The organism is Streptomyces sp. NBC_01257 (assembly GCF_035917255.1).
In the GTDB taxonomy this organism is placed as follows: domain Bacteria; phylum Actinomycetota; class Actinomycetes; order Streptomycetales; family Streptomycetaceae; genus Streptomyces.
Map to the genome: position 1 here is coordinate 2,951,591 of NZ_CP108472.1, position 12,394 is coordinate 2,963,984.

The 12,394-nt window shown below is 71.4% G+C and carries 12 protein-coding genes; 9 read left to right on the top strand and 3 right to left on the bottom strand.

Annotated elements, in window-relative coordinates:
* The first annotated feature begins 147 nt into the window (after positions 1-147).
* Entirely contained in the window at positions 148-741 is a 594-nt protein-coding gene (locus tag OG408_RS12520) for a GNAT family N-acetyltransferase (protein WP_326669873.1), read from the top strand.
* 10 nt (positions 742-751) lie between these two features.
* On the opposite strand, the gene OG408_RS12525 is transcribed toward OG408_RS12520, so the two are convergent.
* A complete protein-coding gene (locus OG408_RS12525) occupies positions 752-1,408 on the bottom strand; it encodes a pirin family protein (protein ID WP_266778418.1) in 657 nt (218 codons plus the stop codon).
* Positions 1,409-1,526: 118 nt separating this feature from the next.
* Here OG408_RS12525 and OG408_RS12530 point away from each other — a divergent pair, with 118 nt between their 5' ends.
* The 5 genes from OG408_RS12530 (at position 1,527) to fabF (ending at position 6,396) form a co-directional block, all read left to right on the top strand.
* Positions 1,527-2,726 (top strand): PucR family transcriptional regulator, encoded by a 1,200-nt coding sequence (locus OG408_RS12530; protein ID WP_123470709.1) that lies wholly within the window; start codon positions 1,527-1,529, stop codon positions 2,724-2,726.
* An 89-nt stretch (positions 2,727-2,815) separates the two neighbouring features.
* The gene (locus OG408_RS12535) at positions 2,816-3,730 is read left to right on the top strand and encodes an ACP S-malonyltransferase (RefSeq protein WP_266778420.1); all 915 of its coding nucleotides are present in this window, start codon (positions 2,816-2,818) and stop codon (positions 3,728-3,730) included.
* 13 nt (positions 3,731-3,743) lie between these two features.
* On the top strand, positions 3,744-4,745 hold the full coding sequence (locus tag OG408_RS12540) for a ketoacyl-ACP synthase III (RefSeq protein ID WP_266778422.1): 1,002 nt from the start codon (positions 3,744-3,746) through the stop codon (positions 4,743-4,745).
* Positions 4,746-4,808: 63 nt separating this feature from the next.
* Complete coding sequence (locus OG408_RS12545; protein ID WP_266778424.1) at positions 4,809-5,057, top strand: acyl carrier protein; 249 nt, start codon at positions 4,809-4,811, stop codon at positions 5,055-5,057.
* A gap of 76 nt (positions 5,058-5,133) precedes the next feature.
* The gene (fabF, locus tag OG408_RS12550; RefSeq protein ID WP_266778426.1) at positions 5,134-6,396 is read left to right on the top strand and encodes a beta-ketoacyl-ACP synthase II; all 1,263 of its coding nucleotides are present in this window, start codon (positions 5,134-5,136) and stop codon (positions 6,394-6,396) included.
* A 339-nt stretch (positions 6,397-6,735) separates the two neighbouring features.
* Here fabF and OG408_RS12555 read toward each other — a convergent pair whose 3' ends face one another.
* Positions 6,736-7,230, bottom strand: a complete 495-nt coding sequence (locus OG408_RS12555; RefSeq protein WP_266778428.1) for a DUF3145 domain-containing protein — start codon at positions 7,228-7,230, stop codon at positions 6,736-6,738.
* Between the two features lie 353 nt (positions 7,231-7,583).
* Between OG408_RS12555 and OG408_RS12560 the strand changes: the two genes are divergently transcribed.
* The 3 genes from OG408_RS12560 (at position 7,584) to OG408_RS12570 (ending at position 11,582) form a co-directional block, all read left to right on the top strand.
* Positions 7,584-8,501, top strand: coding sequence for an SGNH/GDSL hydrolase family protein (locus tag OG408_RS12560; protein ID WP_326669878.1), 918 nt, complete (start codon positions 7,584-7,586; stop codon positions 8,499-8,501).
* Between the two features lie 11 nt (positions 8,502-8,512).
* Positions 8,513-9,511, top strand: coding sequence for an aldose epimerase family protein (locus OG408_RS12565; RefSeq protein WP_266778432.1), 999 nt, complete (start codon positions 8,513-8,515; stop codon positions 9,509-9,511).
* 139 nt (positions 9,512-9,650) lie between these two features.
* Entirely contained in the window at positions 9,651-11,582 is a 1,932-nt protein-coding gene (locus OG408_RS12570; protein ID WP_326669881.1) for a flavin monoamine oxidase family protein, read from the top strand.
* Between the two features lie 15 nt (positions 11,583-11,597).
* Here OG408_RS12570 and OG408_RS12575 read toward each other — a convergent pair whose 3' ends face one another.
* Positions 11,598-12,371: an EI24 domain-containing protein gene (locus OG408_RS12575; protein WP_266778436.1), complete on the bottom strand. Its 774-nt coding sequence runs from the start codon at positions 12,369-12,371 to the stop codon at positions 11,598-11,600.
* Positions 12,372-12,394 lie beyond the last annotated feature (23 nt).

The following is a 12,394-nucleotide window of genomic DNA, read 5'->3' on the forward strand; positions in this document are numbered from 1 at the left end:
GGCGAAGCGTGGACGTATTCCTGAGACACCGGCAGATGTTCTTTCGCCGTTCCGCTGCCGGGTGGGGGGCTCGCCGAGGCCAAGATGCCAACAGGGCGGGCCGGGACGGTAGTCCAAGGTCACGAATGGCCGATACTCTCCCCGGCCATGACCGACATAGTCCGCGCCACCGCCTCCGACGTCCCGGCGCTCGCCGCCGTACTCGCCAGCGCCTACGCCGAGGACCCCGTCTGGTCCTGGCTGATGCCGCACGACCGGGACCGGCGGCTGCGGCTCCTGTTCACGGCGCACCTCGCCCAGCAGGTGCCCGCGAGCCGGGTGTGGACCGACCCGGACCGCACGGTCGCGGCGGTGTGGGCGGAGCCCGGTCAGTGGAAACTGCCGGTGAGCTACCTGCTGCGCAACGCCGGCACCCTGCTACGCGCGGGCCGGACCCAACTGCCCCGGACCGGCATGCGGTTGCTCGCGCTGGAGCATCGTCATCCGGCCACGCCCGCGCACTGGTACGTGGAGTACATCGGCACCCACGCCGACGCGCGCGGCACGGGGCGTGGTTCGCGGGTGCTGAGCCGGCTGCTGGAGCAGGCGGACGCGGACGGGCGGCGGCCGGTGTTCCTGGAGTCCAGCAACCGCCGCAATCTGACGTTCTACGAGCGGCACGGATTCGTCGTGCACGAGGAGATGACCTTCCGGGCCGGGCCGCCGATGTGGTCGATGTGGCGCCGGGACAGCGATCGGTAGGGCGGGCGGCTCAGTCCGGCAGTTCCCACATCAGCACCTCGGCGGGCCCGGCCGCGACCAGTTCGAGGCCCTCCTCCGCGGTGATCCGCGCCGCGTCCCCCGCCGCCAGTTCCTCGCCGCCGAGCGCGACCCCGCCCCGCACCACGTGCACGTACACCTTCGGCGCGTCCGGCACCGCCGTGCGCTCCCCCTCGGCCAGCCGGCGCACATGGAGCATCGATCCGGCGTCCGGCAGGGCGTACGGGGTGGAGTCGGCGATGCCGGGGACGGTCGTGTACGAGGGGTCGCCGCCCGGCTCCAGGGGTGCCAGCCACATCTGGAGGAACGTCAACGGGCTCTCCCCGTCGTTGCGTTCGACGTGGCGGACGCCGGAGGCCGCACTGAGGTGCTGGACGTCGCCGGGGCGTACGACCGTGGCGTGACCGGCCGAGTCGCGGTGGGTCAGCTCGCCCTCCACCACCCAGGTCACGATCTCCGTGTGGCTGTGCGGGTGCTCCTCGAAGCCCGTGCCGGGGGCGAGGCGCTCCTCGTTGCAGGCCAGGATCGGGCCGAAGCGGAGGTTGTCGGGGTCGTAGAAGGAACCGAAGGAGAAGGAGTGCCGGGACTCGATGCCCGCCGCTCCGTCCCCGCCCCTGAAACGGTCGCCCGAGCGGCGTACGGAAATCACCCGCCCACGGTAGCCCGCCCCGGGACCTCGTGTTCGGGCCGTCCGGATACCCGGCGGTACGACCCGCGGACCGCCCCGCCCCTTCGGGCACCCGTCCGGATAGGGCAGTCTTGTCCCCGTGCCCCGACCCGATCCTGAGCAGCCCGCTGCGAACGACGCCCATCTCCATGCCGCGACCCTGAAGCGTCTGGAGCAGTCCTCCGGCCGGCTGGCCGCGAACGCGATCGCCCGCATGGACGAGTCGCTGCCCTGGTACCGGGCGATGCCACCGGAGAACCGGTCCTGGATCGGCCTGGTGGCCCAGGCCGGCATCGCCGCGTTCACCGAGTGGTTCCGGCACCCGGAGACCCCGCAGGCGATCTCGACGGATGTGTTCGGTACGGCCCCGCGCGAGCTGACCCGGGCGATCACGCTGCGGCAGACCGTCGAGATGGTGCGGACGACGATCGAGGTCATGGAGGCCGCGATCGACGAGGTCGCCGCCCCCGGTGACGAGTCGGTGCTGCGCGAGGCGCTGCTGGTCTACGCGCGGGAGATCGCCTTCGCGACCGCGCAGGTGTACGCCCAGGCCGCCGAGGCCCGCGGGGCCTGGGACGCCCGGCTCGAATCGCTCGTGGTCAACGCGGTGCTGTCCGGCGAGGCCGACGAGGGCGCGGTGTCCCGGGCCGCCGCGCTCGGCTGGAACTCGCCCGAGCACGTGTGCGTGCTCCTCGGTACGGCCCCCGACGGGGACAGCGAACTGACCGTGGAGGCGATCCGCCGGGCCGCCCGGCACGCCAAGCTCCAGGTCCTGACCGGGGTGCTCGGCAACCGCCTGGTCGTCATCGCGGGCGGCAGCGACAACCCGCTCCAGGTCGCGAAGGCCCTGATCGGCCCGTACGCGGCGGGTCCGGTCGTCGCCGGGCCCGTGGTGCCCGACCTGCTGGCGGCCACCCGGTCCGCGCAGGCGGCCGCCGCCGGGCTCAAGGCGTGCGGTGCCTGGCAGGACGCCCCGCGCCCGGTTCTCGCGGACGATCTGCTGCCGGAACGCGCGATGGCGGGCGACCCGGCGGCACGGGATCAGTTGGTGGAGGAGATCTACAGACCGCTCGAAGAAGCGGGCTCGGCTCTCCTGGAGACCCTGAGCGTCTATCTGGAACAGGCGAGCAGCCTCGAAGGCGCGGCCCGGATGCTGTTCGTCCACCCCAACACCGTGCGCTACCGGCTCCGACGTGTGACTGACGTCACCGGCTGGTCGCCTTCCGACGTCCGCTCGGCGTTCACTCTGCGGATCGCCCTGATCCTGGGGCGTCTGGCCGACAGGGATCTGCAGTCCTAGACTTTTGTCGGACATCAACAATTCCCCCTACGGTTCTTCGTCCCTGTCCCCACGGGCGTTCCGGACCGTTCACAAGAGAGAGTGTGAGGGTGCTCGTACTCGTCGCTCCCGGCCAAGGCGCTCAGACGCCCGGCTTCCTGACTCCCTGGCTCGACCTCCCCGGTGCCACCGACCGCATCGCGGCCTGGTCCGACGCCATCGGGCTCGACCTTGCCCACTACGGCACCAAGGCCGACGCGGAGGAGATCCGTGACACCGCGGTGGCTCAGCCGCTGCTCGTCGCCGCCGGTCTGCTCTCCGCCGCCGCGCTGAACGCGTCGCCGGGTGTCGTCGCAGGTCACAGCGTGGGTGAAATCACCGCGGCCGCTCTCGCCGGAGTCATCGGCGACGAGGCGGCGCTGCGTTTCGTGCGGACCCGCGGGCTCGGCATGGCCGAGGCCGCCGCGGTCACCGAGACCGGCATGGCGGCGCTGCTCGGCGGTGACCCCGAGGTCACCGTCGCGCACCTGGAGAAGCTCGGCCTGACCCCCGCGAACGTCAACGGCGCCGGCCAGATCGTCGCCGCCGGGACGGCCGGACAGATCGCCGCGCTCACCGAGGACAAGCCCGAGGGCGTGCGCCGGGTGGTCCCGCTCAAGGTCGCCGGCGCGTTCCACACGCACCACATGGCTCCCGCGGTCGAGCGGCTCCGCGAGGCCGCCACCGCCCTGGAGGTCTCCGACCCGGCCGTGACATATGTCTCCAACGCCGACGGGAAGACGGTCGCCACCGGCGCGGAGGTCATCTCCCGGCTGGTCGGCCAGGTCGCCAACCCGGTCCGCTGGGACCTGTGCATGGAGACGTTCAAGGAGCTCGGCGTGACGGCGATCGTCGAGGCCTGCCCCGGCGGCACGCTCACCGGTCTCGCCAAGCGCGCCCTGCCCGGCGTGGAGACGCTCGCGCTCAAGACCCCCGACGACCTCGACGCGGCCCGCGCGCTCATCGCTGAGCACGCGGGCGCCTAAGGAGCCCGAGAGCATGTCGAAGATCAAGCCCAGCCAGGGCGCCCCGTACGCACGGATCATGGGTGTCGGCGGCTACCGTCCGACCCGTGTCGTGCCCAACGAGGTGATCCTCGAGACGATCGACTCGTCCGACGAGTGGATCCGCTCCCGGTCCGGCATCGCCACCCGCCACTGGGCCTCCGAGCAGGAGACCGTGGCCGCGATGTCCGTCGAGGCGTCCGGCAAGGCCATCGCCGACGCCGGGATCACGCCGGAGCAGATCGGCGCGGTGGTCGTCTCCACCGTGTCGCACTTCAAGCAGACCCCGGCCATCGCCACCGAGATCGCGCACAGGATCGGTGCCGGCAAGCCCGCCGCCTTCGACATCTCGGCCGGCTGCGCGGGCTTCGGCTACGGTCTGACGCTCGCCAAGGGCATGATCGTCGAGGGCTCGGCGGAGTACGTGCTCGTCATCGGCGTGGAGCGGCTGAGCGACCTCACCGACCTGAGCGACCGCGCGACGGCGTTCCTGTTCGGTGACGGCGCCGGTGCCGTCGTCGTCGGCCCGTCCCAGGTGCCGGCCATAGGCCCGACGGTCTGGGGCTCCGAGGGCGACAAGTCCGACACGATCAAGCAGACCGTGGCGTGGGACACCTTCCACGCCGACCGTCCGGAGAAGTTCCCGGCCATCACGCAGGAGGGTCAGGCGGTCTTCCGCTGGGCCGTCTTCGAGATGGCGAAGGTCGCCCAGCAGGCGCTGGACGTGGCCGGGATCGCCCCGGAAGACCTGGACGTCTTCATCCCGCACCAGGCCAACATGCGGATCATCGACTCGATGGTGAAGACCCTGAAGCTGCCGGAGCACGTCACGGTCGCCCGTGACGTGGAGACCACCGGCAACACCTCCGCCGCCTCGATTCCGCTCGCAATGGAGCGGCTTCTGGCGACCGGTCAGGCGAAGAGCGGCGACACCGCGCTCGTCATCGGCTTCGGGGCGGGTCTCGTCTACGCCGCGACGGTCGTTACCCTCCCCTAGGCACACCGGGTCTTTTCGCCCGGACACCCGAACCCAGCAGATATACACCGAAGGAGCGCCAACATGGCCGCCACGCAGAAGGAGATCCTCGACGGTCTCGCCGAGATCGTCAACGAGATCGCCGGTATCCCGGCGGAGGACGTCCAGCTGGACAAGTCCTTCACCGACGACCTGGACGTCGACTCGCTGTCCATGGTCGAGGTCGTCGTCGCCGCCGAGGAGCGCTTCGACGTCAAGATCCCCGACGAGGACGTCAAGAACCTCAAGACGGTCGGCGACGCCACCGACTACATCCTCAAGCACCAGGGCTGATCCCAGCCCGGCTGTGTCGCCACCCGGCGGTGGCGCCGCTGATTCACGACCCTCTACACGTGGAGAAGATTTTCCAGTGAGCTCGACCAATCGCACCGTGGTCGTCACCGGTATCGGCGCAACCACTCCGCTGGGTGGCGATTCCGCATCGACCTGGGAAGGTCTGATGGCCGGCCGGTCCGGCGTCAAGCCCCTTGAGGGCGAACGTTTCGCCGAACTGCCCGTACGGATCGCGGCCCTCGCGGCCGTCGACCCGTCCGAGGTCCTGCCCCGTCCGCTCGCCCGCAAGCTGGACCGCTCGGCGCAGTTCGCGCTGATCGCGGCCCGGGAGGCGTGGGCGGACGCGGGCTTCACCGGCAAGGCCGGTGAGGACGAGAACGTCCGGCCCGAGCGGCTGGGATCGGTCATCGCCTCCGGCATCGGCGGCGTGATCACCCTGCTCGACCAGTACGACGTGCTGAAGGAGAAGGGCGTACGCCGCGTCTCCCCGCACACCGTGCCCATGCTCATGCCGAACGGCCCGGCCGCCAACGTGGGCATCGAGGTGAACGCCCAGGCGGGCGTCCACACCCCGGTCTCCGCCTGTGCGTCTGGTGCCGAGGCCATCGGCTACGCCGTCGAGATGATCCGCACCGGCCGCGCCGATGTGGTCCTCGCCGGTGGCACCGAGGCGGCGATCCACCCGCTGCCGATCGCCGCGTTCGCCAACATGATGGCGATGTCCAAGAGCAACGACGAGCCCGAGAAGGCCTCGCGTCCGTACGACACGGGCCGTGACGGCTTCGTCCTCGGCGAGGGTGCCGGAGTCGTCGTGCTGGAGTCCGCGGAGCACGCCGCCGCGCGTGGTGCCCGGGTCTACTGCGAGGTGCTGGGCCAGGGGCTGTCCGCGGACGCCCACCACATCGCCCAGCCCGAGCCGACCGGGCGCGGTATCGCCGCGGCGATGCAGAACCTGCTGGACCAGACGGACCTCAAGCCGTCCGAGGTCGTGCACCTGAACGCGCACGCGACGTCCACGCCGCAGGGTGACCTCGCGGAGCTGAAGGCCCTGAGCAAGGTCCTGGGCGACGACCTGAACCATGTCGCGATCTCGGCGACGAAGTCGATGACGGGTCATCTGCTCGGTGGCGCGGGCGGTATCGAGACCGTGGCGACGGTGCTCGCGCTGCACCACCGGATGGCTCCGCCGACCATCAACATCGAGCACCTCGACGAGGCGGTCGAGGCGGACATCGTGCGCGATGCGCCGCGTCCGCTGCCGGAGGGGCCGATCGCTGCGATCAACAACTCGTTCGGGTTCGGCGGGCACAACGTGGTCCTGGCGTTCCGCACGGTGTGATCTTCGCGCCTGTACGCATGAAGCCCGCTTCCCCTGTCCTGGGGAGGCGGGCTTCATCCGTGACACGGTGCGTTCCGGGGGCGCTGCCCCCGGACCCCCGCTCCTCAATCGCCGGAGGGGCTTGATTTGCCCGGATCACCGCTTGAAAGCGACCACCGACGTTCGAGAAGCGAGTCCGGGGCGAAGCCCCAAAATCAAGCCCCGCCGGCGCTTGAGGCGCGGGGTCCGGGGCAGAGCCCCGAAAAACCAGCCCCGCCGGCGATTGAGGCGCGGGGTGCGGGGCGGAGCCCCGGGTGGGCCTCGGTGCTCGGGCCTGCGCGGGCGGGCGTGCCCGGAAGGTCACACCACCTGGTGGAGCCACCGCACAGGCGCACCCTCGCCCGCGTGGCGGAAGGACTCCAGTTCGTCGTCCCAGGGCTTGCCCAGGAGTTTGGCGACCTCCGCCTCCAGGTCGCTCTCACCCCGCAGCGACCGCGCCAGCGCGGCCCGCAGACGGTCCTCGGGGACCAGGATGTCGCCGTGCATGCCGGTGACGGCGTGGAAGATGCCGAGCCCGGGCGTGGAGCTGTAGCGCTCGCCCTCCGCGGTCGGCGACGGCTCCGCCGTCACCTCGAAGCGCAGCAGGTCCCAGCCGCGCAGCGCGGAGGCGAGCTGCGAGGCCGTGCCGGGGCCGGCCTGCCAGGAGAATTCGGACCGCCAGGTGCCGGGCGCGGCCGGCTGTCTGATCCAGTCGAGCTGGACCCGCACGCCGAGAACACCCGCCACCGCCCATTCGACGTGTGGGCAGAGCGCGCGCGGTGCGGAGTGAACGTACAGAACTCCACGTGTCGTCACCGGGACCTCCAGTGTGGGACGAGGTTCGCCTTCCCCAGCGGCCTCGCGCCCGTACCACCTCTTACCGGCCGGTCCCCGAGGCTGTCATCAGTAAACAGCATCGGGAGTTAATATCCGGAAAAGGGACAGTATGTGACGTGATGTGATGTTCGGAAACCACCCGAGTGGAGCCGGGTGGCCGAAAGAGCCACTGGTTCGACGGGGAAAAGCTACCGTGCGGCGGCGTCCGAGGTGTGACGTACCGTCGGTCCTGGGCCCATGATTCGCTCAGCATTCACCCGGCAGGGCGCGCGGGCCCGCCGACCGGTGCCGCACGGGTGTGCCGGCGGCATGGGACAGGAGGGGACGAGGACATGCCGGATCGCTCCGTACGGCACCGCTCGCGCACCGCACTGGCCGCGCTGGCCGCGGTGTCATGTCTGGGCACGGCCGTGCTGACGGGCTGTGACTCCGGGTCCGACGGGACGACGAAGGGCGCGGCGGCCGGAGAGGGCCGGCGGCCCGCGGCGGCGGCGCCGGTCTGGGACCGCAGTCCGCGGTCCGTCGCCGCGGTCGGGGACTCCATCACCCGTGGCTTCGACGCCTGTTCGGTGCTGGCCGACTGTCCCGAGGCCTCCTGGTCGACCGGTACGGACAGCGCGGTGCGCAGTCTCGCGGTGCGGCTGCTCGGCGCCTCGGGCGCGGCGGCCCGCAGCTGGAACCACGCCGAGACGGGGGCCAGGATCGCCCAGTTGCCGGAGCAGATGGCGCTGGCCGCGAAGGAGGACCCGGAGCTGGTGACGGTGATGATCGGCGCCAATGACGCGTGCCGGGACTCGGTGCGGGTGATGACGCCGGTGGCGGACTTCCGTGCGTCGTTCGAGGCGTCGATGCGTCAGCTGCGGAGCGCGGCGCCGAAGGCCCAGGTGTACGTGTCGAGCGTGCCGGACCTGAAGCGACTCTGGTCGACGGGCCGGGGCAGTCAGCTGGGCAAGCAGATCTGGAAGCTGGGCATCTGCAAGTCGATGCTGGGCGACGCGGACGACATGAGCGCGTCGGCGGTGGCCCGGCGCGCGGCGGTGCAGGAGCGCGTCGTCGCGTACAACGAGGTGCTGCGCGAGGTGTGCGCGAAGGACCGGCGCTGCCGTTACGACGGCGGGGCGGTGTTCGACTACCGCTTCACCGGCAAGCAGCTCAGCCAGTGGGACTGGTTCCACCCGGGGCGGAACGGGCAGGCCAGGCTGGCCGAGATCGCCTACCGCAACGTCACGGCGGCACGGCCTCCCGCGTAGAGTTTCCGATCATGGAGACGGGTTCGGGCACGGTCACGCGTACGGAGCACTTCGGCACGCTCGGGGACGGTGCCGAGGTGCACCGCTGGACGCTGGAGCGCGGCGGTACGCGGGTGCGCGTCCTGACGTACGGCGGCGTCGTGCAGTCGGTCGAGGTGCCGGACCGGGACGGTGCGCGGGCCGGGGTGGCGCTCGGGCTGCCGGATCTCGCCTCGTACCTCCAGTACACCGGCCCGTACTTCGGCGCGCTGGTCGGGCGGTTCGCGAACCGGATCGGCGGCGCGGCGTTCACCCTCGACGGGCGGACGCACCACGTCACGCGCAACGAGGGCCGCAACCATGTGCACGGCGGGGCCCGCGGCTTCGACAAGCGTGTGTGGGAGGCCCGCGGGATCGCGGACGGCGTGGAGCTGTCCCTGGTCGCCGCGGACGGCGAGGAGGGCTTCCCGGGGCGGCTTGAGCTGTCGGTGGCGTACACCCTGGACGAGGACGGGGCGCTGCGGATCGCGTACCGGGCGACGACGGACGCGCCGACCGTGCTGAACCTGACGAACCACACGTACTGGAACCTGGCGGGCGCCGAGTCCGGCAGTGCGCTGGGTCAGCGGCTGCGGATCGCGGCCGGGCGGATCACCCCGGCGGACGCGGAGTCGCTGCCGACGGGTGAGTTCCTGCCGGTGGACGGGACCCGGTTCGACTTCCGGGAGCCGCGGCCGGTCTCCAAGGAGTACGACCACAACTTCGTGCTCGACGAGGGAGTGGCGGGCCCGGTGGCCGAGCTGTACGACGAGGTGTCGGGGCGCGTCCTGACCGTCTCGACGACGGAGCCGGGCATGCAGCTGTACACGGCGGACCACTTCGACGGGCGGCCCTTCGGTCCGTGCGCCGGGATCGCGCTGGAGACCCAGCACTTCCCGGACTCGCCGAACCGGCCGGAGTTCCCGAGCACGGTGCTGCGGCCGGGCCAGGAGTACGTGTCGACGACGGTGTACGGCTTCTCGGCGCGCTGAGGACCGGCGCCGGCAAGGCCGTTCTGACCTGCGAGAACGCCGGTATTACAAGATCGTTAAGCGGCACCTGGGAGTGATTCCGGGCGGTCTACGCGCGTTCGCGAAATGCGCCCCTTTCCGCGCCCCTCAGGGTGGCCGCATGACTTCCAAGCCCACCGGACCGACGTCCGGCCTGCCCTCACGCCGCACCATGATCGCGGGCGCCGCCGCCGGCGTCGCGGCCCTCGCCACCACCGCCGCCCGTGCGGACGCGGCCGCGTCCGGCTCTCCCGCCGCGCCCGCCCCTCTCGCGGCCCCCGGTTCCGACTGGGAGGCCTGCCTGACCGTCGCCCGCGCCGTTCTCGTACGCGACGAGCAGGACGAGTCGCTGGTGCCGCACTACCGCGACGTCCTGCTCACCAAGGGCCTGCCGCGCAGCGGCAAGGACCCGAAGAAGGTGCTGATCGTCGGCGCGGGTCCGGCCGGGCTGACCGCCGCCCATCTGCTGCGCGAGGCCGGGCACACCGTCACCGTGATCGAGGCGAACGGCAACCGGGTCGGCGGCCGGATCAAGACCTTCCGCACCGGCGGCCACGAGAACGCGAAGTCGCCCTTCACCGACCCGAAGCAGTACGCCGAGGCCGGCGCGATGCGCATCCCGGACAGCCACCCGCTCGTCACCGGGCTCATGGACAGCTTCGAGCTGAAGCGCCGCCGCTTCCATCTCGTCGACGTCGACGGCACGGGACAGCCCGTCAACCACACCTGGATCCACGTCAACGGCATCCGGGTCCGCAAGGCGGACTACGCGAAGAAGCCGCAGGCGGTCAACCGCTCCTTCGGGGTCCCCGCGGCGTTCGAGGACAAGACCGCATCGGCCATCGTGCGCGAGGCGTTCGCCCCCGTGCGCAAGGAGTTCGAGGGCAAGGAGGGCTCGGAGCTCGTCAAGGGCTGGGCCCGGGTCATCCAGAACTACGGCCACTGGTCGATGTTCCGCTTCCTCACCGAGGAGGCCGGGCTCGACGAGCGCACCATCGACCTCATCGGCACCGTCGAGAACCTCACATCGCGGCTCCCCCTCGCCTTCGTGCACAGCTTCATCGGCGCCTCCCTGATCAGCCCGGACACCGCGTTCTACGAGCTGCCCGACGGCACGGCGACGCTGGCCGACGCCATGTACGCACGCGTCGAGGACCTGGTGCACCTGGACCGCCGGGCCGCCAGGATCAGCCACGGCGATGACGGGGTCCGGGTCGAGACGGTGTCGGAGGGCCGGGACGGCACGGTGGTGCGGGAGACGTTCACCGGCGACCGGGCGATCATCACCGTGCCGTTCTCCGGTCTGCGGCACGTCCCGGTCACGCCGCCGCTCTCGTACGGCAAGCGGCGCGCGATCACCGAGGTCCACTACGACACGGCCACGAAGGTGCTGCTCGAATTCAGCCGCCGCTGGTGGGAGTTCGAGGAGAAGGACTGGAAGGAGGAGCTGGAGAGGGTCCGGCCCGGTCTGTACGACGAGTACCGGCTCGGCAGGGCGCCGGCCGACGGTTCGCTGCTGGGTGCCCACCCCTCCGTACCGTCCGGGCACATTCCGCCCAACCAGCGCGTGCACTACGCGGCGTACCGCGCGACCGCCCGCAACCAGCCCGAGGCGGCCCACGTCATCGGCGGCGGATCGGTCACCGACAACGCCAACCGCTTCATGTACCAGCCCTCGCACCCGGTCGACGGGAGCAGGGGCGGGGTGCTCCTGGCGTCGTACAGCTGGGCCGACGACGCCCTGAAGTGGGACTCGCTGGACGACGACGAGCGCTATCCGCACGCGCTGGGCGGGGTCCAGGACGTGTACGGACAGCGCATCGAGGTCTTCTACACGGGGGCGGGCGCCACCCAGTCGTGGATGCGTGACCCGTACGCGTACGGCGAGGCGGCCGTCCTGCTCCCCGGGCAGCACACCGAACTGCTCGCCGATGTGCGGTCGGTGGAGGGGCCGCTGCACTTCGCGGGCTGTCACACGTCCGTCAAGCCCGCCTGGATCGAGGGGGCGCTGGAGTCGGCGGTCCGCACGGCGCTGGAGGTGCACACGAGCTGACCGCCGGCAGGAGCTCTAGTCCTCGCCCGGGCCGTCGCCGGGGCCGCCCGCGCCGTCCCCCACCAGGTCGCGCGCCAGCAGGGTCGCCCCCGCGACGGCACCCGGCATCAGGAAGACGGCGACGAACGGGATCAGGAAGGCGAGCCCCAGGGGTACGCCGAAGCCGAGGACCAGCAGCCGGCGGCCGCGCAGCAGGGCGAGCCGCTCCTTCAGCGCCATGCCGCGGCGCTGGAGGGCGACGGCGGTGAGTTCCTCGGCGAGGAAGTACCCCGTGACGCAGAAGCCGAGGACCGGGACGACGGTCTGTCCGGCGACCGGGACGAATCCGAGGGCGAAGAGCAGGATCGCGTACAGCGCGACGCGCACCAGGATGCGCACGCTGTCGCGGGCGGAGATCCACAGCTCCCGCCACAGCGGCAGCCCGGACTCGGGGACCTCACCGCCCTCGGCCCGGTCCACCTCCTCCGACAGCGACTCGTAGAAGGGCTGTCCGACGAGCAGGGTCACGGCGGTGAAGGTGATGACGGCCAGGAAGAGGCCGAGCGCGAAGACCAGCACGGTGAGGGTGGTGCGCAGCAGGCCGAGCCAGGGCGAGGACCAGTCGTCGGCGAACGGTGTCGCCCAGTCCGCCAGGTCGTCGGCCCCGTAGCCGAGGCCGACGAGGGCGCCCGCGTACAGGAAGAGGGTGATCAGGCCGGGCAGCAGCCCTATGCCGAACCACTTGCCGTGCCGGGCGACCCAGCGCTGCCCCTTGATCAGATAGCCGAGGCCCGCCCCGAGATCACGCATGGCGTCAGCCTAACGGGACCGGG